We start from the raw sequence: 21,606 nt of genomic DNA, 5'->3' as shown, positions 1-21,606 counted from the left end.
TCAGGGACGGGCACGGCTACGGCGGGGGCGACGGCGCGGGGCTTCGTCCAGGAGTGGGGCGATCGGACCTGTGTAGCCCGTGGCGATCAATTCGACTGTGGTGAGGAACTTTTCGGCGAAGCGTTCGGCTGTTTCGGGGTCGAAGAGGGCTGTCGGGTAGAGGAAGGGGCCGTCGATTCCGGTGGGTGCGCCGGTGGCGTCGTAGTGCTCGGTGAGGCCGAACTCCAGATCGTGTTTGGCACGGACCACGCCGGTCGGGATCTCGCTGACCTCGAGCCCGCCGAGGCTGGAAGCTCCGGGCGGTACGGCATCATCGCGTTGCAGGATCAGGGTGGCCTGGAAGAGCGGATGGTTCGGGTCCTGCGGCAGGCAGCGCAGGAGCCGCGGATTGGAGGTGTCCGGATTCGCGAAGGCAGCCAGGGCGACTCGGCGCACCTGGTCCAGGAGTTCGGGCATATCGGCGGCACGGTCCAGGCGGATCCGCATGAGCACGTCATCGGCGAGATTGCCGACGATATCGGCGAGCAGTGGATCATCTCGGCCCGAGACGGCGGTCGCGACCGTCACATCGGAGGATTTGGCGAAGGCCGCCACCGCCACCGCGAAGGCGGTTTGCAGCAGCATGAACACGCTCGATCCGCCCTGCCGGGCGCACAGCAGCAGCGTGCGATGGATATCGGCGTCCAGGCGCACCTGGACCATGGCACCGGTGGCATCGCGATGTCCGGGACATGTTCTGTCATAGGGCAATTCGAGCGGGATGGGCCGCCCGACCAGGTTGTTCGCCCAGTACCGCAGCTGGGTGCTGGCCCGGCTGCACGGGTCCTCATACGCGCCCAGATACTCGTGCTTCCACAGCGTGTAGTCGATGTAGTCGACCGGCAGCGGCTGCCAGGCCGGGGCTTGCCGCCCCACCCGTGCCAGATAGGCGGTCACCAGATCCCGCATGAGCGGTCCGATCGACTGCCCGTCCAGGGAGATGTGGTGAACCACCAATGCCAGCACCACATCCCGCGCACCCAGCCGATACACCCGGGCCCGGATCGGCACCTCGGTCCCGAGATCGAAGGCGCGACCGCTGAATTCGGCGATCCGCTCGGTGAGCTCACCGGCGAAGCTGTCCACCACCCGCACATCGATGCGCGCCACATCGGCGTCCATGACCACCTGGATCGGTCCGCTCGCGGTGGCCGGATAGCAGGTGCGCAGCGGTGCGTGCCGCCGCATGACATCGTCGATGGCGGCGATCAGCGCGGTGAGATTTACCGCCTGGCCACGAATTCGAAACGCACGAGCAACATTCCAGTCAGCGGAGTATCCGGCCGCCGCCGCATGCCACATACGCTCCTGTGCGGGGGCGAGCGGAATTCTCGGTGCGCGTGGCATCCGCCGCAATGGCGTCGGCTCTGCCACAATCTGAAGGAATTCGGCGACGTCAGCGGGCTTTCGCCGCACGGTCGGGGTGGTCCAGGCAGCAACCGGTACAGACATAGCCGCCGTCCTCTCAGCTGCCACTGACACCACACCACCGCCGCCCAAAAATCCGGCAGCGCTGCGGGACGACAGTTCGGCAACCGTAGCAAAGCGACGGCTATTCGGGGGAGCCGGAAAAGAGACCCAGCCCACTCCCCCGAGGACGTTTACGCAAGCCCCAGGAATCGCGGGCAGCGCAGACCGCCCCTACCAGCATGAGCTGGCCCGAGCCGCGGCCATTTCGCGCGCCGGGCACCCCGGCGCACAGCTGGATTTTGCGAGATCCTTACGCAAGCGAAACACCTCGCCGAACCCCCTGTCACCTCGGCCCGGGATGACAGGGGGCCACCGACTCAGCGGCGGGTCACGGTCGTCGGCAGGCTGGCGAAACCGCGGTTGTTGGAGGAGTGAATTCGGCGCAGGCCGTCGGGGTCGATGTCGTAATCGGAGATCGTGGCGGCGATCTCGGACAGGGCCGTACGGAGTTCCAGCAAGCCGAGATTGGAGCCGAGGCAGTGGTGGCGCCCGCTGCCGAAGACCAAGGAGGCGCTGGTGTCGCGATCCAGATAGAACGAGTCCGGATCGGAGAAGACCTCCGGGTCGCGATTGGCCGCGCCGGTCAGCAGCAGCATGCGCGCGCCCGCCGGGATCTTCACCCCGTGCAGCTCGATCTCCTCGGTGGTGGTGCGCAGATTGGTCTGGGTGGAGGGATCCCAGCGCATGGACTCGTCGATCCAGTCCTCGATCCGGCCGTCCAGGGCCAGGCGGCGCTGATCGGGATGCAGCCAGCCCGCGTGCCAGATATTGCCGAAGCTCAGCATGGCGGTTTCGATACCCGCGCCGACCAGCAGAATCAATACGCCGACAATCTCTTCCGGGGTGAGCCGATCATCCCCGTCGGCGGCGTCGAGCAGACCGGAGAGCAGATCATCCCGCCGCTCCCTACTGCGCTCGATGGTCAGTTCGGTGTAGTACCCGACCAGTGCGCCGATGGCCTGCATGGCCTCGGGCCGCAGATCGGTGGACTCCTCCCCGGTGTACATGATCTCCATACCGAGTTTGCGGATCATCTCCCGATCGGCTTCGGGCACACCGACCAGTTCGGAGATCACATCGGTCGGGAACGGCCCGGCGAAATCGGTCATGAGATCGAAGCTGCCGCGTTCGAGCAGCGGTTCGAGCACCCCGCGCGCGATCTCACGTAGTCGCGGCGCCAGCGCCTGTACCCGATGCGCGGTGAACGCCTTGGTCACCAGTCCGCGCAGCCGAGTGTGCTTGGGCGGATCCATGGCGACGAAGGAGAAGAACCGCTCGGCCTGCGGGCCCCAGAACGCCGGCTCCATCCGAATACCGTTCACGCTGGAGAAACGATCGGAGTCGCGCAGCGCGGCCAGCACATCGGCATGCCTGGACAGCGCCCAGAAATCGTCGGTTTCATTACGGTAGACGGGGGCCTCGGAACGCAGCCTGGCATAGTGAGGGTACGGATCGGCGTGAACTTCGAAGTCGTATGGGCTGTAGCGCGACATGATCAAACACTAATCGAATTGGATTGGGAGCGTTGTGAACTCGGAATCGGCAGCGGAACGGATCGACACCTCCAAACCGCATCCGGCCCGTCGCTACGACTACTGGCTGGGCGGTAAGGACAATTTCCCGGCCGATCGGGAATCCGCGGACGCGGTGGCCGAGGCGTTTCCCACGGTACGACTGGCCGCGGTGGAGAACCGCAACTTTCTGCGCCGGGTGACCCGATACCTGGCCGCGGAGGCCGGTATCCGGCAGTTCCTCGATATCGGCGCGGGTCTGCCCACCGCGGGCAATGTGCACGAGATCGCACAGGGCATCGCGCCGGAGTCGCGGATCGTCTATATCGACAATGATCCGATCGTGCTGGTGCACGCGCGCACGCTGTTGAACTCCGCGCCCGAGGGCCGAACCGCGTATATCGACGCCGATCTGCGCGATCCGGATCGCATCCTCGACCATCCGGATCTGCGCGCCACCCTGGATCTGAACCAGCCGGTCGCGCTCATGCTGGTCGCGATCATGCACTTCTTCACCGATGACACCAAGCCGTACGAACTGGTCCGCACCCTCTGCGAGGCGCTACCGCCGGGCAGCCACCTGGTCATGTCGCATGCCACCAATGACTATCTGGAGGATGAGGACCGGGCCAGGACCACCGAGGCCAATCAGCGCAGCGGCGTACCCTTCCAACTCCGCTCCAGCGCCGAGTTCACGAAATTCTTCAGCGGCTTCGAACTGGTCGCACCCGGCATCACCTCGGTGACCGACTGGCGGCCCGACGAGTACCGCCCGCAACCCCGCGCCGAGGCGATCTCCATGCTCGGCGGGGTCGCCCACATTCGGTGAAGTAGTGAATTCAGAGCCTGCCGGTGTCCTTCAATACCCGGCGGGCCTGAGCGAAGAGCATGCCGACATTCACGGTTTTGCGGCAGACCACGACTATCACCACATCGTCGCGACTCTCGGTGCGAATGAAAAGGTGTGTCAGGTTATCGCTATTGACCAGAATTTCCTGGAAGTAGTGGCGCTCCAGGCGAACTCCGCGCCGCTCCTTCCAAATATCCTCGATCATCACCACATTGCGACCCTGGAACAGGTCCAAGGTGGCGGCGGCGAGCAGATCGAGCACCTCCTGCGGATGATTGTCCACGGTCTCCACCGCGAGCAGCATTCCGGTGGTCATATCGATCGCGCCGGAGGCCAGACACTCCGGGACTTCGGCGCGCAGTACTTTGACCATGATTCCGATTCGATCGGAGAGACTGTTGGGTCCGGTCGGGTTCGCGCTGGTATTCATTGCGTCCTTTCAGATTTCCGCACGATGGCGGCTCGTTGTAAAGCACGGGTGGCCGGTTGCGGTGGGCGCGGCGGCAGCGTGTCATTGATGCCGCTGGCACCGCGGCGGCGGCGCGGCAGCAGGGTCCTGGCGCCGCCGCGCGCGGGTTCGGTCATGGGCAGCTGCACCCGCTCCAGCGGGGCGATGCCGAGCAGATCCGCGTCGAGCATGCGCACCACCTCGACGGTGACCGCGTAGAGGCTGCGGCTCAGCAGTATGGCGATATCGCGGCAACTGTGTCGGCCGTTCACCCAGAGCAGGATCTCCTGCCGGTGCGCTCCGTTGTGTCGCTCGTCATCGGGGCTGCCGAGCAGGGCACGACCGGTTTCGGTGAGCACCAGATGATTTCGATGCGGGGAGACCCGGCCGTGCGCAAGGGCCTTGAGGCGGAGTTCGGTCTGCTCCAGCAACCAGAGGGTGTCGATGCCCGAGCGCGGGTCCGGGTCCCGCGGCACGGTGGGCGGGTCCTGCCAGCCGCACTCGGAGACCCAGCCCGCGGTGATCGCGAAGACGCCGTCCAGTGCGGCCATTCGCGTCACCAGGCGCAGATCCGCGGCACCGGTGGAGATGCGGCCGGGTCGCGAAAGCAGTTGCCGCACACCGGGTGCGCCCGGGGAATCCACGGCGACTATCTCGCCGTCGCGGAAATGCAGATCGCCGCCAGGCTCGCCGGTGACGCGCAATATCCCGGTGCGCGCGGCGGCCGCCGCATTCGTCGATTCGCGGACCAATTCGCGAGCTGACTCCCGGCCGAGCACCGACAGGCGACCGGACTCGGCGAGAGGACCCGTGGTCATGCTCGAACTCCTGCAAAATGATCACGCACGAATGGCTAAAAACTCACGCCTGGTTTGTATTTCGACACGACCTCCGTCGATCAGGAGTGCCGTGTGCTGGATATCCTGACAGCCCAGCAGTTTTGGAGCAACGGAATCCGGTGAATTAGGGACCAAAGTCCCACGGTCTTGGCGTCAAGTGGGCTATGCACGAGATTGCCAATTGTCCGGTATTTGCTGAAATACCGTGTACAGCAACAAATACCGGCCGGTCGAATTCGACCGGCCGGTATTTGCGGAAAGGCTATTCAGTGATCGCGCTCGACCACGCAGTCGGCCAGTTCCAATAGATCCCGCGCACCGCGATAGCCCGAAATGCACGATTTCGCCGCCCGCACCCGCCGAATGGATTCGGCCTGCGCCCACCGCCTACCACCCGCCCGCGCGATCAGATCCGCGGCCCGCAGCGCCGCCGGCGCATCGAGAGGCTCCTCCGAGCAGTACAGATCGGCGAACTCCCGACCGGCCGCGGTACCCGACTCCAGCGCCACCACCACCGGCAGACTTCGCTTGTGCCGCATGAGGTCATTGCCGACCGGCTTTCCGGTGCGCGCCGGATCACCCCAGATGCCCATCAGGTCATCCACCAGTTGGAAGGCGATACCCAGTTCGCGGCCGAAGTGATCCATCGCCTCCACCACCTCCGGCCGGGCCTCGGCGCAGAGCGCGCCCATGGCGCAGGCACAGCCGATCAGCGCACCGGTCTTGTACTGCAGCGTCTGCAGGCATTCATCAAGGGTCACTTCGATTTTGGACTCCGCGGCACAGTCTCGCTGCTGGCCGAGGCAGAGTTCGATCACCGCCTCCTCCAGCCGGGCGATACCGGACAGGCCCGCGACGGGCGCACCGGCGAGGGTCCAGATGGCGAGTCCGTGCATGGCGTCACCGGCCAGCACCGCATCGTCGATACCGAAGACCCGCCAGGCGGTCGGGCGGCCGCGACGGAGTTCGTCGCCATCCATCACATCGTCGTGCAGCAGGGTGAAGTTGTGCACCAATTCCACTGCGGCAGCGGCATGTACGGCCATATCGGGGGATCGGTCCGAGTCACCGCGACGGGCGGCGGCACGCGCCGCGGCGAGCACCAGGGCCGGGCGCAGCCCCTTGCCGGAGGATTCACCGACGGTCGGGGTACCGGCGGCATCCCACCAACCGAGGTGGTAGCCCACCACCAGCCGCAGTTCGGTGGGGAGGGTATCGACCGCGGCGCGCAGCAACGGTCTGGTCAATTGCTGTGCGCGCGACAGGATTCCGGTCGCATCGCCGCCCTCCACCCATGGCATCGCGGTGCCGTACGCGGGATCTGCCGCTGCCGAGGAACTCATGGCCACCTCCATTGACGCTGGGACTCGTAGTCGCCGAGTCGATCTCGTGGATACCGAGCCGGATTACCGGCCCGCAGTCGGCGTAGCAGAAGTGAGGGGGCGGCGCGGAGCGCGGGACACCGTCCAGGGCTGCATCGCGTGGGCCCCTCTCGCTGGACGAAGCATGAGTTACAACGTGTTCCGAGTCACAGATCATGGTAAAGGCCCATTAGCCGTTAGCCAACACCTCGCAATCATCCCCGACCGACCGGTATGGACACGGACTCCCATGCCGGACCCCACCGCGATAGCCTGGGCCGGGCGCAGTGGCCGCGATTCGCCCAATTCGGCGAAGGTGCAGCGCTCGCGCCACGCGGTCCGACACGCCGGACCGGTATCGATCCGTACCCAGGAGGCTTATCCATGACCGGTTCCGCACTCGACCGCGCCGAGATCCTGCGGCGCGTAGGCGATCGCGGTGCGATTCGCGTAATCGTGGCCGGCGGCGGGACGGGTGGGCATACCTACCCGGCGGTATCCGCGATTCGGGCGCTGCGCGATCTGGTGGCCGAGGCGGGTGCGACAGCGGAGGTGCTGTGGGTCGGCGTACCGGACAGCCTGGAACAGCGGGTTTCCGGCGAAAACGACATCACCTTCACCGGGATCAAAGCGGGAAAGCTACGGCGCGACCGCAATCCGCTCAAGATGCTCAATGCCGCCAATGCCAAGGACGCGGCGCGAGTGCCGCTGAGCGTGCTCACCGCGCAGGGCGTCGTGCGACGCTTCCGGCCCGACGCGGTGCTGTGCACGGGCGGATATGTTTGCGCCCCCATCGGAATGGCGGCGGCACTGCGACGGCGACCGCTGGTGATCCACGAGCAGACCACCGGAATCGGCAAGGCGAATCAGCTCCTCGCCCGCGCCGCCGACCGGATCGCGCTGAGCTCGCCGGCCTCGGTGGAGCTACTGCCCGCCAAGGTACGCGGACGAGCGGTGGTGACCGGCAACCCGATTCGCCCCGCCCTCACCACCGGCGACGCGAAAGCCGCTGCGCCCGCGTTGAATTGGACCGGCTATTCCCCCGACCTGCCGACCGTGTACATCACCGGCGGCGCACAGGGCGCGGTGCAGCTCAATGACCTCATCGGTGAGCTGCTCCCGGAACTGCTCACCGTAGCCAATGTGATCCACCAGTGCGGCAAGCTCTCCTACGATCAGGTGCGTGAGCGCGCGGCCGCCCTTCCCGCCGAGCTCCGCGACCGCTACCTGGTCCGCGACTTCCTCGGCCCCGAACTCCCCGATGTGCTCGCCCTCGCCGATGTGGTCGTATCCCGTTCCGGCGCAGGCACTCTCGCCGAACTCACCACCCTCGGCAAACCCTCGGTGCTGATCCCCTACCCGCACTCGGTCGGCGGCGAACAGATCCGCAATGCCCGTATCCTGGCCGACGCCAATGCCGCCCGCGCCTTGATCGGCGAGGACGCCACCGTCGCCAACCTCCGCACCGCACTCTTCGGCCTGCTCACCGAACCCGACTCGCGCACAGCGGTTTCCGCCGCCGCCCGCGCCATGGGCCACCCTGACGCCGCCGAACAACTCGCATTGAACGTCTTGGACCTCGCCACCGCATAACCCCACTGCCGCCAGCTCGGGCACGACCCACTCCCTCATCCCGGCGCGTTTTGGCGGGGATGACGAGAAATAACCGCCACACGCGAAGCCGACGGGGTGATCAGCCGCCGATTACCAGGCAGGTGCTGGTGGCGGTGGCCAGGAGTGCGCCGTCGGCGTCACGAATATCGGCCTCGGCGAAGGCGACTCGGCGACCGGGCTTGGTCACCCAACCGTGCACGGTCAGTTCGCCGGTGTGGGAGTGGATGGGGCGCAGGTAGTTGATTTTGATCTCGATCGAGGTGTAGCCGACGCCCTCGGCGAGGGTGCTGTGCACCGCGCAGCCAGCCGCGGTGTCCAGCAGCGTGCAGGCGACGCCGCCGTGCACCATGCCGATCGGGTTGTACATGGATTCGTCGGGGACGCAGGCGAATACGACATCGCCCGCGGCCACCTGCACGGGGCGCATATTCATGAGTCCGGCAATGGGCGCGCCGGGGATCTCACCGTTCACCATGGCACTCAGATACTCGAGCCCGGTGCGGCCGGGCGCCGCCTCCAGCGAGACCTTGGGGTCATGCCAGTACACGCTCTTGCTGCGCACCTCACCCCAGGATTCGGGGCTCGTGGGCGGTTCGGTCGTGATCGTCATGGATTCGACCCTAACACTCCTGGGTTCACAATGTGAATGCAGATAGGATGGCGGAATGGCACGGAACTGTTCGGTCGCGGCCGCACTCGGGATAGTCGGCGAGCAATGGGCGCTACTGGCGCTGCGTGAGGTCTTCCTCGGGGTACGCCGCTTCGACGCCATTCAGGAGGCCACCGGCGCACCGCGCGCGGTGCTGATCCGGCGCCTGCGCACCCTGGTCGACTCCGGCATCCTAGAACTGCGCGACTATCGCGAACCCGGCGCCCGCACCCGCCAGGAGTACCGCCTCACCGCCGCGGGCCGCGAACTACAGCCCGTGCTGACCGCGCTCATGCAGTGGGGCGACAAACACCTCGCCGGTCCCGCCGGACCACCCCTGGCCGTCTCGCACGCCGACTGCGGCGCACCCGTGCGCGCCGTCCTGTGCTGTACCGAAGGACATCAACTCCCCGACACCGGTCGCGGCCTCATCGCCACCCCGAACGGAGCCGGAGCCGGGCGTCAAGCGGAGTAGCGAAGTCACCTTTCACGCAAATCCGGCGGCGCACAATACCTTCCGGCACCGTTATGGACGAGTGACGTTCGCAACCGACCGATCGCCCCGAAAACCGGGTAATGTCGAGGTGGTCAGCAAGTTCTCGGCTATTCCAAGAGTTTGGAGATGCCATGCAAATCCAGGTCTTCGCCGACAAGCACATCGGCGGCAGCGCGGCACTCATCGAGCAGGCGCAGGACACCATCGAATCGATCCTCGACCGCTTCGCGGGAAATCTGACCCGCGTCGAAGCCCACATCACCGATGTGAACGGCCATAAAGGCGGCTCGGAGGACAAGCAATGTAACCTCGAGGCCCGCCCCAAGGGCCAACCTCCGGTAGCGGTCCGGCACCGTGCCGCCACCGTCGAAGAGGCTTACATAGGCGCCGCGGAGAGCATGGCCCACCTACTCGAGAATCGCTTCGGCCGCCTACACCACACCAAGGGCGGCGAAACCATCCGACATATGGCAGCCCGCTAGTCCCACACTGAAACCCCTTGCACCGGCGGGTGATTCGCTTCTTCGCGATTCACCCGCCGGGTCGGCATCGAGATCAGGGCAGCAAACCCAGTCCGCGCGCGCGTACCACGGCTTCATGGCGGGTGTGCGCGCCCAGTTTGGTCATAGCGCTGCGCAGGTAGCTCTTGACCGTTTCGGCGCGGAGCGAAAGACGTTGGGCAGCTTCCAAATTCGTGCATCCCAGGGCTATCTGTGCGAGAACGTCGAGTTCCCGCGGAGCGAGGGTGACCGCCTCGCCGCGATCGGCCACGCCGGAGACCAGTCGAGCCAGACGATCGGTGACCGCACGTAATCGATTGCGCGCCAGCGTCTCCGAGACCGTCGGGGTGATTCCGCGCAACTCCGCGTGCAGGTCCCGCAGCTGTTCGGTGACCACCGCGTCCGCGCTGGAGACGGGCTGCGCCGATTCACGAGCCAGGGCCAGGCGCACCCGGCGATCCACTTCGTCGCGAATGGCGAGCTCCACGCTCAGCCGCTGCCCGGCCTGGACCATGGCATCGGCGACGCGGTCACCGATCGGACCGGATTCGCGATTGGCCACATAAAGCACAGCGCGGGCCTCGCCGTCGACCACGACCGGCACCGCCACTACCGCGCGCAAGCCCTCACCCAGTACCGGACCGTCGTAGTGATGGGTGATGGTGGAGGCCGATCGGTAGTCGGCCACCGAGCGCGGTTTACCGGTGGAGACCGCACTGCCACCCAAACCGGAGCTCGGCGCCACCGCCAGTCCACGCATGCTGTTGGTGCGAGTACCGACGAATTCGCTCAGTACCAGCGTCCCCGCGCGCACCGCGCCGCCGAACACCACCGGGGCCTTGGACAGCGCCGCGATCCGCCGTAGCTCGGCCCGCAGTGCGTCACCGTCATCGGGGCGCAGCAGGGCATTGGCGGCGGGCTTCATCGGTTACCCCCATTCGGGGCTAGTCGGGGTGGCGGTGTGACGTGGATCCTACCGAAGTGAGCATGAGCATGGACCGGCTCCCGCCGGTGAGCTATACCTCGGGTGCCTGGCCTACGCCGCTGCTGGGCGACACCATCGGCGCGAATCTGGACCGTACGGCGGCCAGGTGGGCCGAGCGTGAGGCATTGATCGACTACACCACCGGCATCCGCTGGACCTATCGCGAATTCGTGGCGGAGGTGGACGCGCTGGCGCTGGGGCTACTGGCGGCCGGGCTCGGCAAGGGTGACCGGGTCGGCATCTGGGCCCCGAACTGCCCGCAGTGGACGCTGACGCAGTACGCGACCGCCAAGATCGGCGCGATCCTGGTGAATATCAATCCGGCCTATCGCGCGCACGAGCTGCGATATGTGCTGGGGCAGGCCGGAATTCACACGCTGATCGCCGCACCCTCGTTCAAGACCTCGAACTACGCCGCCATGATCGAGCAGGTGCGGGCGGAGTGCCCGGAGCTGGAGCGGGTGGTGCTGCTGGACAGCCCGCAGTGGCAGGGGCTCTTCGAGACCGGGCGGGCGGGCGATCCGGAGCAGCTCGCCCTGGCCCAGGCGGGGCTCTCGGCGGACGATCCGATCAATATCCAATACACCTCGGGCACAACGGGTTTCCCCAAGGGCGCCACGCTCAGCCATCATAATATCCTGAACAACGGCTACTTCGTGGGCGAGCTCTGCGGCTACACCGAACAGGACCGCATCTGCATTCCGGTGCCGTTCTACCACTGCTTCGGCATGGTGATGGGGAATCTGGCCGCCACCAGTCATGGTGCGGCCATGATCATTCCGGCCCCCTCGTTCGAACCCCGCGCCACCCTGGAAGCCGTTGCGGCGGAGCGCTGTACCTCGCTGTACGGGGTGCCGACCATGTTCATCGCCGAGCTCGCCGATCCGGAGTTCGACACCTACGACCTGTCCAGCCTGCGCACCGGCATCATGGCCGGATCACCCTGTCCGATCGAGGTGATGAAACAGGTCATCGACCGAATGGGCATGCGCGAGGTGAGTATCTGCTACGGCATGACCGAAACCAGCCCGGTCTCAACCCAAACGCGCGCCGATGACAGCCTGGAGCAGCGCACCGCCACCGTCGGCCGGGCCGGACCGCATATCGAGATCAAGATCGTCGACCCGGTGACCGGGCTGACCGTGCCGCGCGGGCTCCCCGGTGAGCTGTGCACGCGCGGCTACTCGGTCATGCTCGGCTACTGGAACGATCCAGAGAAGACCGCCGATGCCATCGATTCCGCGCGCTGGATGCACACCGGCGACCTCGCCACCATGGACGCGGACGGCTATATCGCGATCACCGGTCGCATCAAGGACATGGTGATCCGCGGCGGCGAGAACATCTATCCGCGCGAGATCGAGGAGTTCCTCTACGGCCACCCGGACATCCTCGACGCCCAGGTGATCGGTGTGCCCGACGCCAAATACGGCGAGGAGTTGATGGCATGGATCCGTCTGCGCGAGGACGCGACTCCACTCAGCGCGCAGGCACTGCGCGAGTACTGCACCGGCAAGCTCGCGCATTACAAGATCCCCCGCTACGTGCACATCGTGGACGAGTTCCCGATGACCGTCACCGGGAAGATCCGCAAGATCGAGATGCGTGAGATCGCCGTGCGGCTGCTCACCCCGTCCGAAGAGGAGACGGCATGACGACCGCCGCACAGACCGCCAATACCGAGGCCTACCGCGCCGCCCGGGATCTGCTGGTCGCGCACGCCACCGACTACGACTCCGCACTGGCGAACTTCGAATGGCCGCGCCTGACCGGTGTATTCAACTGGGCCACCGATTGGTTCGATGTCATCGCGCGCGGTAACGACCGCCCCGCGCTGTGGATAGTCGAGCAGGACGGCGCCGAACAGCGCGTCACCTTCGATCAAATGGCCACGCGCTCGGATCAAGTGGCGACCTGGCTGGCGAGTCTCGGTGTCGGCAAGGGGGATCGGGTCGTACTCATGCTCGGCAACCAGGTCGAGCTGTGGGAGACCATGCTGGCCGTGGCCAAACTCGGCGCGGTCATCATGCCGACCACCGCGGCGCTGGGTCCGGAGGATCTCACCGACCGGATCGTGCGCGGCGGAGCGGGTTTCGTCATCGCCAATACCGCCGATACCGGCAAGTTCGACGAGGTGCCGGGCGACTATCTCCGAATAGCGGTGGGCGACAAGGTCACCCCGGGCTGGCGCTCCTACACCGAGGCCGCCATGACCATGTCCGCCGGACCGTTCACCGCCGTCACCACGGTCGATGATCCGCTGCTGGTGTACTTCACCTCCGGGACCACCAGTAAGCCGAAGATGGTGCAGCACTCCCAGATCAGCTATCCGGTGGGGCATCTGTCCACCATGTACTGGATCGGCGTGCGCCCCGGTGATGTGCATCTGGCCATCAGCGCACCGGGCTGGGCCAAGCACGCGTGGAGCTGCTTCTTCGCACCGTGGCTGGCCGAGGCGACCGTATTCGTCTACAACTATCCGCGTTTCGACGCCGCGGCACTGCTGCGTGAATTGCGTCGCGCGCAGGTGAACACCTTCTGCGCGCCACCGACGGTGTGGCGCATGCTGATTCAGGCCGACCTCGGGGAACGACCGGCCGGTCTGCGCGAAATCCTCGGCGCCGGTGAACCTCTCAACCCCGATGTGATCGCTCAGGTGGAGAAGGCGTGGGGTCTGACGATTCGTGACGGCTTCGGACAGACCGAGACCACGCTCCAGGTCGGCAATACACCAGGACAGCCGGTCAAGCCCGGATCCATGGGCCGACCGGCCCCGGGAGTGCCTGTCATACTCGTCGATCCCATCACCGGAGAACTCGCTGATGAGGGCGAAATCTGCCTTGACCTGGGATACACTCCGGTCAACCTGATGACCGGATATCTGGGCGATCCGGAACGCAATGCCGCTGTCACGGCGGGGGGCTTCTACCACTCCGGTGATGTCGCCTCACGCGACGACGACGGATACATCACCTATATCGGCCGCACCGACGACGTCTTCAAGTCCTCCGACTACAAGGTGTCGCCGTTCGAGCTGGAGAGTGTGCTCATCGAGCACCCAGCCGTGGTCGAGGCGGCCGTTGTCCCGCAACCGGATAACACCCGTCTCGCAGTTCCCAAGGCCTACGTTTCATTGGCCGCCGGTTGGGAACCCGATGTTCAAACTGCCCGCGCCATCCTGGAATACGCCCGCGATCACCTCGCGCCCTATCTGCGAGTGCGCCGCGTGGAGTTCATCGAGTTACCGAAGACCATCTCCGGCAAGATCCGCCGCGTCGACCTGCGCCGCCGCGAAGAGCAGGCGCACGCCGCGGGCGAACAGATTCCAACCGAGTATCGATACGAGGAAGTTTTCACCGAAACGCAGCCGTAGTCCCTTACACCGCAACCTCATTCCGACGACCGATTGGAGCCTTGCGTGCCCCACAGCGTGGAGACCGCCACCGCATACGTCATCGCCGCCCTCGAGGACAAGGGCACAGCGACGCGCGACGACTTCGACGTACACGGCATCGTCAGTGCGACGCACCGCCTCGCCGAGACGTGGGATTTCCGTTCGGTGGATCGCGGCAGGTTCTGGAGTATCGCGGCGACCTTCCTGAAGCCGTGAGCTGAACGGCATTTCGATACGGGATCGCCCGGCGCACTCATTCGGTGCGCCGGGCCTCCTCGTTCTCCGGTCCGGGACCGAGCTGTTTTCGTATTGTCACAAAAGGTTCGCAAAGCATCGCAATGATCAATTCCCGTGCGCTGGAAGGGTGAAGCCGAGAGTTCGCGCGGGCGTACACTGGGATTCTGCCCCTCCCGAGTGGCTCTGTCTCGCCTCGGCGAACAGCGCCGCCGCTCACCAACCGTGGCAGCCACTCAATGGAGAGGGCGTGTGATGACGACGGTTCTCGGGCAGTTCGCTCACATCGCACCCCCGCCGCCCGTGCTTCGGGCCTGGCCGACCACCGGCTGAAAACCACAGTCGGGCAAACATATGCCACCGTTCCTGGACCGCAATGACGCGGGCCGCCAGTTGGCCGGGCTGCTCGCGGCTTTTCGCGGTCACGATGTGGTCGTACTGGCTCCGCCCGGCGGCGGCGTCCGGGTCGCGGCCGGGCTCGCCGCCGCCTTGCACGTCTGCCTCGATGTAATCCTGGTGCGCTCCTTGAGTATTGCCCGCCGTCCGGATCTGGTGTACGGATTGCTCGGTGAGGACGAGACGCTGCTCATCGATACCACCGCGGTGGCCGAGGGAGCGGTATGTGAATCCGAGCGCGCCGAGACCGAGCAGCAGCAGTCGGAGATCCTGCGCCGCAATGCCTTCAGCTATCGCGGTGATCGTAAACGGGTGGACCTGCGCGATCGCACCGTGGTCATCGCCGACGACTGCCTGAACGATGCCACCGTGCTGCGCGACAGTTGCCGTATGGCGCTGCTGCACGGTGCGATTCGAATCGCGATCGCGGTGCCGGTGGGCGCGCGGCGCGCACTCGGCGGCCTGGCGCCCTATGCCGACAAGATCGTCTGCCTGAACCCCACCGCGCAACCGCCCGATGCCGAGCGCTGGTATCTACAGAGCACCGCGACCTCGAGCACCGATATCGCGGCGCTGCTCGGCGGCAATCACTCCTGCGACCGGTCCAACGGTTTCGCGGGGCCGGACAAGCGCACCACCCCGGCGTCGAGGTCGAGTTCCAACCGCGGCCGGTGTTCCTGACCGTCACTGTCCTCGCTGCCCTCGTCGGTCAGCTTCTTACCCGGGAACAATTCGCCGATGACACCCACGGCTTCCACGATAGCCCTCGCGCCGGCGCGGGCTCGGGATCAGTATTCGCCGCCGTGCAGCGCCCGCATGAGCGGGTCCTCGGTGATCGGCGGCACCGGGACAGCGTCGAGGTCGGGTTCTGACCGCTAGCGGTGGAACATCCGGGACTTCAGTTCCCGCTCGGCCTGATTCAATGTCGAATCCAGGTCGAGCCAGGTGCGCTGGCGGGGTATTTGCCCCTCACCCATACCGGTCATGACGAAGGTGAATACACCGCGCAGGATCTGACGTCGCCGACCCGGTGAGTGCACGGCGAGGGTCATGGCGATGACGATGCCGACCCGGGTGACGGTGAAGGTGGTGTCGCCGTCATGGCGTCCGGCGGTGAATTGGCGCGGGCGGTCGGTGATCTCGACCCAGTCGACCTCGGTGCGCGATACGCGCTCGGAGAGCATTTCGGTGAGGCGCTGCCGAATCATGGCGGGCGGATCGAATCCCAACTGCCCCAGCCAGGTGGCAGCGTCCGGTAGCAGGCGGAAGTCGTCCGCACACCACCGTTGGACGCTCGGCCCATCCGATAAAGCTGTCTCCATCCGCACTCCCTCCCCCGTGAGTGTCTGTGTACGGACGCCGCGCCGCAAGCGTTTTCAGCAAATCGCGAGCGGCGAAAGGTCAGCCGAGGATGCACACCGGCTGTCCACCGTCATTGACGCCGACACCATCTGGCTCCTGGACGATGGTGCGCTCCGCGCCACCGGAACACATCGGGAATTGCACGATACCGATGCGCTCTATCGTGAACTGGTTGCGGCACTTCACATATCCGCGCCCTGGGCGGCGGCATGACACCGCTCACGTCTGGAGGGGTTCGAGGTGATCCCGCCCGGACTGGTCGAAGTGAAGGACTGGCTCGGCGACGACAACCTGCCCTCGACCAAATTGGCGATTCTGGGCGCGATCGGCCGCAAGACCGGCGGTTAATCCGATACCGCGAGGGTAGCGGCACGCGCCACCAGCGCATCGGCGATCAGGCGGGGCCGCCGCCCGAGGCCGCAGGCGCTGGCGACACCGTCGAGTGGCCGACCGAGCGCCTTCTCGACCATCCGGATGGTCTCCACCTGCGCTGCCTCGGTGGGAGTTTCGTGCACCAGACCGGCGTAGAAGCGGGTACCCCGGCCCAGTTCGAGACCCGAAAGCGGTTCGTAGAACTCGTAATTCGGCACCGGCGGGATATCGCCCGCCGCCAGCGGGCCGTGGATGTACTCCAGCGTACGACCCGAAGGCCATTGCCGGGCAATGGAATTCGCCAGATCCACCAGCGGCCGAGTATCCCGCAATGTGGTGCGGGCCTTATTGCGCATACTGCCCAGGCACAGGTGTACGCCGATACGCGTACCGGCGGGAGTAGCCGCGGCGGTTTCGGCGATGCCGCGCGCCAGGCCCACCGCCGCGTCGATTCGACGGTGCACGGGCTGGGTCTTGGCCATCAGCACCATTTCCCCGGTGGCCTCCAACTGCACCACGACGTCGTCCCCGGCCAATTCCCGGATGGCCGTGATCTCACGAATCGTGGCTTCCTGAAACGCCTTACGATGCCTGCGCAGGCCGGTGACACCGGTGGCGATGAAGGTCATGGTGAAATCGGTCGGCATGCCGACCTGCAAGGAAAGCCCGGGCAGGTCCGCGACCGCGCGCAGCCGGGTGAAAATCGGCAGCGCCTCTCGCGCCTCCTCGAGGTATCCGAAATTCAGCATGCCCCCGGCCAATTCGACGCCACGCGGCACGCGATGAATCGGCCGATCCTTACTCGAACGCCAGGATCCGAGTTTGGACACCTCCAGCACACCCTGTGCGACGAGATCATCGATGATCGGCTGGATATACCACTCGTAGCGCCGCACTTCACCGGTCGGCAAGGTGCGCAGTCTCGGACCGGCTGCCAGCATGGCCCGCATCGCATCATCGGTACTCGCGGCCGGAAAGCTGCCGACGAAGTGCACCGCACGCACGCTCATATTGTGCATCGTAGATCGCAAACGTCCGATCATTGTGTGCGGTATCGTAATTCGCCAGAGTCGGCCGCCCTCACATCTGTTCCTCGCATATCACCCAAGGGAGTGCGTCAGCGTGCGAACCTCGGTCCGAGCACTCGCCGCCGCGGTAGCAGCGACGCTGCTCAGCCTGACCTCCGCCATCGCCCATGCCGAACCGGCCGTACCGGCCGACGGCTGCCGGGACATCTCCTTCCCGGTTCCGCAGGGCACCCTCGCCACCACCCTGTGCCTTCCGCCCGGTGGCGCCGCCGACACCGTGATGGTGCTGATGTCCGGCTCCAATTTCAATGGCACCTATTGGGATTTCCAGTATCAGCCCGAGATCTACAACTTCCGGCGCGCCATGAATGCCGCCGGCTACGCCACCCTGGTCGCCGATCGCCTCGGCAATGGCGCGAGCAGTACGCCGGTGAGCCTCTCGCTCACCGCGACCGCCACCGCGGAGGCGTTGCACGGCATGGTGCGCGCACTGCGTGACGGGCTCGACGGAGCGCGGCCGTTCACCAAGGTCGTCACCGTCGGGCATTCGCTGACCTCGGGCACCTCGGTCATGGAGGCCAACAGCTACCACGATGTGGACGGTGTGCTGCTCACGGTAGTGGCCATGCGGTGAATCTCGCGCGCAACACCCGTGACTATCACGCCGCGGTGCTCGATTGGATGCGGACCATCTGATTCGGAATATACAGTTCGGGTCCAGCGAATTATGCTGGGCCCGAACTGTTTTCGGCCGTACCTCGATGAACACCACTCTGCTGGGCCGCGCTCGCGGGATCAGCCGGGTACGCGTTTTCAGTGGTGGAGCGCCAACCTTGGTTACGATTGGCTCGGGATATAGAGGGAGGTCAGGGTGCCGCAGGAAAAACGGGTACCGGTCGGCGTGGATCCATTCCGGCCGAACGCTGCCCGGGTGTACAACTTCATGCTCGGCGGCAAGGACAACTACGAAGCGGACCAGGCGGTCGCCCTCCGGATGCTGCAGGTCGCTCCGGACACCAAGACCATGGCGTGGTTCAGCCGTGAATTCCTACTACGCGCGGTGAAGATGGCCGCCGAGAACGGTATTCGGCAATTCGTCGACCTCGGCGCCGGAATCCCCATCTCCCCCAATGTGCATGAGGTGGCACAGGCGATCCAGCCCGATGCGCTGGTAGCCTCCATCGATTACGACCCGGTCGTGCACGCGCACAGTAATGCGCTGTTGGACGACGCACCCGGTGTCACCACGATACTCGCCGATATCCGCTCTCCGGAGGAGATTATCGAGCGAGCGCGGACCGAAGCCGGCATCGACTGGAATGAGCCCGTTGCCATTGCCGTGGTCGGCGTCCTGCATTTCATTATGGACGAGGAGAAGCCGACCGAGATCATCGCCCGATTCCGCGATGCGATGGCGCCCGGCAGCTACCTGGCCTTCACTCACACCTCCACCCATACCACCGAGGATTTCATGTACCTGTCCTCGGGCGATCTCGAAAAGAGTCCGGCGCAGGTGCGTTTCCGCTCCCGGGAACAGATCAGCGCTTTCCTGGACGGTTTCGAGGTGATCGAACCGGGTCTGACCCATGTGCAGAATTGGCTGGAAGAGGATCTGCCGCTGACGAAATTGGCGATCCTGGGCGCCATCGGCCGCAAATCCGAAAGCGCATCGTAGATCGCGAACGGCCGAACACGGTGTGCGGTATCGTCATTCGCGCCTGCTAGTCAACGACTCGCACAGGGAGTGAGATAGCGTGCGAACCTCAGTCCGGGCGCTGGCGGCGATCGCCGCCGCAGCGCTGCTGAATCTGACGCCGGGCATTGCCCACGCCGATCCCGTCACCCCGGCCGCCGGTTGCCGGGATATCTCGTTCCCGGTCGCACAGGGCACGCTCGCCACCACGCTGTGCCTGCCGCCGGGCGGCACGGCGGATACCGTCATGGTTCTCATGTCCGGTTCCAATTACAACGGAACCTATTGGGATTTCTCGTATCAGCCCGAGATCTACAACTTCCGCAAGGCGATGAATGCCGCCGGATACGCGACACTGGTCGCGGATCGGCTCGGCAATGGCGCGAGCAGCCGGCCGCTGAGCCTGTCGCTCACCGCCACCGGCACCTCCGAGGCACTGCACGGCATTGTGCAGGCGCTGCGCGCCGGATACGGGGGCGGCGCGGGCTTTGAAAAGGTTGTCACAGCGGGACATTCACTCACCTCGAGCACGTCGGTCATGGAGGCCAGCACCTATCACGATGTCGACGGTGTGCTGCTCACCGGCTACTCACATACGCTGAGCATTCCGGACGTGCTCGGTGTGATCAGCTCGTACTATCCAGCCGTCGCCGATCCCGTATTCGCCGGGCGCGGTGTGGATTCCGGCTATCTGACGACCCGGCCCGGTGCCCGGCAATTCGCTTTCTACGGTGACGGCGATTTCGATCCGGCGGTGCTCGCGACCGATGAGGCGACCAAGGAGACCTTCTCGCTCAGCGAGTATCCCGACGGCCTGCTCGCCACCCTGCCCGGCCAATCCGCCGAGATCAACGTGCCCATCATGCTCGCCGTCGGCAGCAAGGATCGCCTGTCCTGCGGCCCGAACTACGCCATCTGCGCCGATAGCGCGACGCTGTACGCGGCCGAGGCGCAGTACTACGCCCCGGCCGCGCGTTTCCGCGCCTTCGTTCTGCCGGGCAGTGGACATTCGGTGAATCTCGCCCTGAACACCCGCGACTATCAGACCGCAGTCATCGACTGGATGAAGACCATCTGATCCGGCACCGACAGCTCCCTCACCGCGCACTACGGGCTTTCGTCGACTATCGCGTAGTAGCTCATACCGAAGGGTTGAAGCAGAGCGAGCATGAAATCGGGACCGGCTGCCGGATGGACGCGGGCACCTGCGCCGAGGATTTCGACACCGGACCGATGCCATTGCTCAGCGAGCCTGCATCCCCCCGGAACCAGGACTTCGAGCGCCACCGCACCCTGCTCGGTCAATCGGAACTCGGCCACGCGCCGCGGTTCCCATGCCCCGAGATCGTAGACCGCGACCAAAGTCGGTGTACGCCGCTTCATTCCGCTGCGACCGCCCTACTCTATTCGGCCTGGCTGCCATGCCAGGCCGGTAATTCTACCGTTGTTCTGAATCTCCAGCAGACGAGCGACCGCACCCTCGGTCGCACCTTCACTCAAGCCGAGATCACTGAGCCCGGCCCGCAACCGATCCGGGTGCAGCGCTCGAACATCCTTCAGCACGCCAGCGTCCAGTGGCTGATCCAACTGAGCGCGTACGAAGTCCGAACGTATGCCGAACTCCGCATCCCGGTATTCCGGGAACGTCAGCGAATGATCAATTGCCACAACCCGATTCCGGCCGTTCGTGACGACCGTCCGATAGTTGCTGGCGTTTCGATCGGTATTGGCCATGACCTAGTCGAGCACTCCCATCCGATGCTGGTCCGCCACGGAATAGTGCGCCATCGGCAGCCCTTCCTCGGACTCGATGAACTTCATCACCACGCCCGGTCCCAGACCGGCCGCATTTTCGGCAATTCCCGCTGGTGGAACCACATCCCACCCGAACATGTGGTTGAGGCGATATGCTGCGACTTCACGCGCTCCCTGCGCGCCGGGTGCGGCCGGAATACAACGCCTGGTGCGAATCTCGCCGGTGAAGGGTTTGAGCACACTCCGGCGGCCATCGGTGGATTCCACCCTGTACACCTGTTTCTTGCGAGCACCTCTGTCCAGGTCATTGCCCTGTGTGGCATTGGGACCGTGCAGGGAATCGACATGTCGGCCGCGATCCGGACTCGCCAGGCGCTGCCTCATCTCCATTTCCTCGGAACTCGGTTTGTACGAACGCCGCTGGGGCAGTAGACCGCCGAATCGGCGTTGCGCGAAACCGGTATCCCCATCGAAGGAACGTATGGCCCGGGCGTCCACCTGACGCGCGTCCGACGCTACCGTCCGCACACCTTCGCCGGTGCGACGCAAACCCGGCGCCACCCCATCCGCCATCCCACCTCGAAAAATATTGGCGATCCGTTCGGCAAAC

23 protein-coding genes are annotated in these 21,606 nt (G+C 65.5%); 11 read left to right on the top strand and 12 right to left on the bottom strand.

Translation table 11 applies throughout. The annotated features are described in order from the left end of the window. Both OHB26_RS19890 and OHB26_RS19885 read right to left on the bottom strand, forming a co-directional pair. Complete coding sequence (locus OHB26_RS19890; RefSeq protein ID WP_330178782.1) at positions 1 to 1,491, bottom strand: condensation domain-containing protein; 1,491 nt, start codon at positions 1,489 to 1,491, stop codon at positions 1 to 3. A 335-nt stretch (positions 1,492 to 1,826) separates the two neighbouring features. Continuing rightward, positions 1,827 to 3,002: a cytochrome P450 gene (locus tag OHB26_RS19885; protein ID WP_330178781.1), complete on the bottom strand. Its 1,176-nt coding sequence runs from the start codon at positions 3,000 to 3,002 to the stop codon at positions 1,827 to 1,829. 34 nt (positions 3,003 to 3,036) lie between these two features. Between OHB26_RS19885 and OHB26_RS19880 the strand changes: the two genes are divergently transcribed. Further along, positions 3,037 to 3,849 carry an SAM-dependent methyltransferase gene (locus tag OHB26_RS19880; RefSeq protein WP_330178780.1) on the top strand — a complete coding sequence of 271 codons (813 nt, stop codon included), beginning with the start codon at positions 3,037 to 3,039 and terminating at the stop codon, positions 3,847 to 3,849. Between the two features lie 10 nt (positions 3,850 to 3,859). Here the strand turns inward: OHB26_RS19880 and OHB26_RS19875 are convergent, their stop codons facing one another. From OHB26_RS19875 to OHB26_RS19865, 3 genes are all read right to left on the bottom strand, one after another. Next, positions 3,860 to 4,300 (bottom strand): hypothetical protein, encoded by a 441-nt coding sequence (locus tag OHB26_RS19875; protein WP_330178779.1) that lies wholly within the window; start codon positions 4,298 to 4,300, stop codon positions 3,860 to 3,862. Next, positions 4,297 to 5,136: a hypothetical protein gene (locus OHB26_RS19870; RefSeq protein ID WP_330178778.1), complete on the bottom strand. Its 840-nt coding sequence runs from the start codon at positions 5,134 to 5,136 to the stop codon at positions 4,297 to 4,299. The genes OHB26_RS19875 and OHB26_RS19870 overlap by 4 nt, the downstream gene beginning before the upstream one ends. Positions 5,137 to 5,423: 287 nt before the next feature. Beyond that, positions 5,424 to 6,500, bottom strand: a complete 1,077-nt coding sequence (locus OHB26_RS19865; protein WP_330178777.1) for a polyprenyl synthetase family protein — start codon at positions 6,498 to 6,500, stop codon at positions 5,424 to 5,426. Positions 6,501 to 6,902: 402 nt separating this feature from the next. On the opposite strand from OHB26_RS19865, the gene OHB26_RS19860 reads away from it, so the two are divergent. Beyond that, entirely contained in the window at positions 6,903 to 8,111 is a 1,209-nt protein-coding gene (locus OHB26_RS19860) for a UDP-N-acetylglucosamine--N-acetylmuramyl-(pentapeptide) pyrophosphoryl-undecaprenol N-acetylglucosamine transferase (protein ID WP_330178776.1), read from the top strand. A 100-nt stretch (positions 8,112 to 8,211) separates the two neighbouring features. On the opposite strand, the gene OHB26_RS19855 is transcribed toward OHB26_RS19860, so the two are convergent. Beyond that, positions 8,212 to 8,742, bottom strand: coding sequence for a PaaI family thioesterase (locus OHB26_RS19855; RefSeq protein WP_330178775.1), 531 nt, complete (start codon positions 8,740 to 8,742; stop codon positions 8,212 to 8,214). 55 nt (positions 8,743 to 8,797) lie between these two features. Between OHB26_RS19855 and OHB26_RS19850 the strand changes: the two genes are divergently transcribed. Further along, positions 8,798 to 9,256: a winged helix-turn-helix transcriptional regulator gene (locus OHB26_RS19850; RefSeq protein ID WP_330178774.1), complete on the top strand. Its 459-nt coding sequence runs from the start codon at positions 8,798 to 8,800 to the stop codon at positions 9,254 to 9,256. A 152-nt stretch (positions 9,257 to 9,408) separates the two neighbouring features. Beyond that, positions 9,409 to 9,759 carry a ribosomal subunit interface protein gene (locus OHB26_RS19845; protein WP_067574528.1) on the top strand — a complete coding sequence of 117 codons (351 nt, stop codon included), beginning with the start codon at positions 9,409 to 9,411 and terminating at the stop codon, positions 9,757 to 9,759. A 73-nt stretch (positions 9,760 to 9,832) separates the two neighbouring features. Here the strand turns inward: OHB26_RS19845 and OHB26_RS19840 are convergent, their stop codons facing one another. After that, the gene (locus OHB26_RS19840; protein ID WP_330178773.1) at positions 9,833 to 10,702 is read right to left on the bottom strand and encodes a helix-turn-helix transcriptional regulator; all 870 of its coding nucleotides are present in this window, start codon (positions 10,700 to 10,702) and stop codon (positions 9,833 to 9,835) included. Positions 10,703 to 10,764: 62 nt separating this feature from the next. On the opposite strand from OHB26_RS19840, the gene OHB26_RS19835 reads away from it, so the two are divergent. From OHB26_RS19835 to OHB26_RS19820, 4 genes are all read left to right on the top strand, one after another. Further along, positions 10,765 to 12,417 carry an AMP-binding protein gene (locus OHB26_RS19835; protein ID WP_330178772.1) on the top strand — a complete coding sequence of 551 codons (1,653 nt, stop codon included), beginning with the start codon at positions 10,765 to 10,767 and terminating at the stop codon, positions 12,415 to 12,417. Next, entirely contained in the window at positions 12,414 to 14,135 is a 1,722-nt protein-coding gene (locus OHB26_RS19830) for an AMP-binding protein (protein ID WP_330178771.1), read from the top strand. The genes OHB26_RS19835 and OHB26_RS19830 overlap by 4 nt, the downstream gene beginning before the upstream one ends. A gap of 45 nt (positions 14,136 to 14,180) precedes the next feature. Beyond that, the gene (locus OHB26_RS19825; protein ID WP_330178770.1) at positions 14,181 to 14,372 is read left to right on the top strand and encodes a hypothetical protein; all 192 of its coding nucleotides are present in this window, start codon (positions 14,181 to 14,183) and stop codon (positions 14,370 to 14,372) included. Positions 14,373 to 14,744: 372 nt separating this feature from the next. After that, the gene (locus OHB26_RS19820; protein WP_330178769.1) at positions 14,745 to 15,467 is read left to right on the top strand and encodes a phosphoribosyltransferase; all 723 of its coding nucleotides are present in this window, start codon (positions 14,745 to 14,747) and stop codon (positions 15,465 to 15,467) included. A 194-nt stretch (positions 15,468 to 15,661) separates the two neighbouring features. Here the strand turns inward: OHB26_RS19820 and OHB26_RS19815 are convergent, their stop codons facing one another. Together OHB26_RS19815 and OHB26_RS19810 are read right to left on the bottom strand one after the other, a co-directional pair. Next, positions 15,662 to 16,108, bottom strand: coding sequence for a hypothetical protein (locus tag OHB26_RS19815; protein ID WP_330178768.1), 447 nt, complete (start codon positions 16,106 to 16,108; stop codon positions 15,662 to 15,664). A gap of 384 nt (positions 16,109 to 16,492) precedes the next feature. Further along, positions 16,493 to 17,530: a hypothetical protein gene (locus OHB26_RS19810; protein WP_330178767.1), complete on the bottom strand. Its 1,038-nt coding sequence runs from the start codon at positions 17,528 to 17,530 to the stop codon at positions 16,493 to 16,495. A 112-nt stretch (positions 17,531 to 17,642) separates the two neighbouring features. Here OHB26_RS19810 and OHB26_RS19805 point away from each other — a divergent pair, with 112 nt between their 5' ends. From OHB26_RS19805 to OHB26_RS19795, 3 genes are all read left to right on the top strand, one after another. Then, a complete protein-coding gene (locus OHB26_RS19805; protein WP_330178766.1) occupies positions 17,643 to 18,182 on the top strand; it encodes an alpha/beta fold hydrolase in 540 nt (179 codons plus the stop codon). 237 nt (positions 18,183 to 18,419) lie between these two features. Continuing rightward, on the top strand, positions 18,420 to 19,223 hold the full coding sequence (locus tag OHB26_RS19800) for an SAM-dependent methyltransferase (protein ID WP_330178765.1): 804 nt from the start codon (positions 18,420 to 18,422) through the stop codon (positions 19,221 to 19,223). A gap of 79 nt (positions 19,224 to 19,302) precedes the next feature. Beyond that, the gene (locus OHB26_RS19795; protein WP_330178764.1) at positions 19,303 to 20,319 is read left to right on the top strand and encodes an alpha/beta fold hydrolase; all 1,017 of its coding nucleotides are present in this window, start codon (positions 19,303 to 19,305) and stop codon (positions 20,317 to 20,319) included. Between the two features lie 29 nt (positions 20,320 to 20,348). Here OHB26_RS19795 and OHB26_RS19790 read toward each other — a convergent pair whose 3' ends face one another. The 3 genes from OHB26_RS19790 to OHB26_RS19780 are packed head-to-tail and all read right to left on the bottom strand — an operon-like array spanning position 20,349 to position 21,380. After that, complete coding sequence (locus tag OHB26_RS19790) at positions 20,349 to 20,624, bottom strand: hypothetical protein (protein ID WP_330178763.1); 276 nt, start codon at positions 20,622 to 20,624, stop codon at positions 20,349 to 20,351. Between the two features lie 15 nt (positions 20,625 to 20,639). After that, the gene (locus OHB26_RS19785; RefSeq protein WP_330178762.1) at positions 20,640 to 20,975 is read right to left on the bottom strand and encodes a hypothetical protein; all 336 of its coding nucleotides are present in this window, start codon (positions 20,973 to 20,975) and stop codon (positions 20,640 to 20,642) included. Between the two features lie 3 nt (positions 20,976 to 20,978). After that, entirely contained in the window at positions 20,979 to 21,380 is a 402-nt protein-coding gene (locus OHB26_RS19780) for a hypothetical protein (RefSeq protein WP_330178761.1), read from the bottom strand. Positions 21,381 to 21,606 lie beyond the last annotated feature (226 nt).

Origin of the sequence: Nocardia sp. NBC_01503 (genome assembly GCF_036327755.1) — a bacterium.
Taxonomy (GTDB): Bacteria; Actinomycetota; Actinomycetes; order Mycobacteriales; family Mycobacteriaceae; genus Nocardia.
This window is presented reverse-complemented; position numbering and strand designations above follow the sequence as displayed.